This is a genomic window from bacterium, assembly GCA_009926305.1.
Lineage (GTDB): Bacteria > Bdellovibrionota_C > UBA2361 > UBA2361 > RFPC01 > RFPC01.
Map to the genome: position 1 here is coordinate 1 of RFPC01000253.1, position 1141 is coordinate 1141.

The 1141-nt window shown below is 45.7% G+C and carries 1 protein-coding gene; it reads left to right on the top strand.

Annotated elements, in window-relative coordinates; genetic code table 11:
* Positions 1–129 precede the first annotated feature (129 nt).
* Positions 130–1141 (top strand): hypothetical protein (locus EBR25_14290; GenBank protein ID NBW42139.1); only part of this gene is annotated, 1012 nt, incomplete at its 3' end.

Below are 1141 nucleotides of genomic sequence, written 5' to 3' on the forward strand. Positions count from 1 at the left end.
ATATCAGAAGTTCGTTCAGGGCGGGTAGGGCTATATTGTTTTCGGCGGCCATCTCGAATCGGTTCCTTTATAAGTCTATAACGATATTGCTGGGTTTGAAGGCCTTTGTCACTTCGCGAATTGGGGGTTATGTCTGGACCATTGGCTAGGCTCATCGCTTTGGCGGATGAGCTCGACAATCAATTTAGCACAAGTACTTGTGATTCCGGCATCCTTGGAATAGGCAAAAGGCTCGTCTTTCTTAGTCTTGGAGATGGTCGATCTCGAGCAGTCACTGCTGATGCAATAGCGCCGACAGTTCGTGATTCATGTAAAAGAATTATCGCTAACAAAAAATTCTCTAATCTTCGGCGTATAACACTCTGGCGCTGGGCACGGATTGATGTGGCTGTCAATATCACTGAAATCTCCTGGGGAGACTTGAAAAAACTTTTCAGTAAAACAAAAAGAAACTACTTCAAATATGGTATCGCTTTCGGCGAGAAATTGTCAACACCAATTACGGAGGCAGAACTTCTCGGTTGGAGCCTTCTCTACTCGCCAGAACATAAACAAAGCTTCCCTCGTGAAACTCTACTTAGAAGGTTCTCCCAAGATCGCTTTGGAGTGCCTTTTGGTTGGCCGCAAGACGACGAGGCGAAGATGTTTCTCTTCTCGACCCTATCTGGATTCTGTGATCATTCTTCTGCCTGTCTTCTTGAAGCTGATGGACCATATAGAGGCTATCGAATAATCAATGACTGGAATGACTGCGTTGTTCTGTCTGATCTGATAAAGCGGTCAACCCACTATCTGAGCAGGCAGATCGGCGCTGACGGAGAGTACTGCTATGGACGCTGGCCTTGCTTTGACAAGAGAATTCCCACGTATAATACCCTTCGTCATTTTAGTTCAACTTACTCACTTCTTGAGGGTTGGGAGTTTACGCGGCAAGCGATTCATTTGGCCCAGGCAAAGCGAGCGCTGGACAGGGGTCTTCAGCTTTATACGGAGACACTAAATCTCTTGTCTTCTGATTCTGAGGGCGATGTAAGATTTCTCCGAGAAATCAATGGAGAGATTAAGCTTGGCGGTACAGCTCATGTGGTCTTAGCTCTTTGTAAGTATCAAGAATTAACTGGTGATATTTGCTACCGTGATG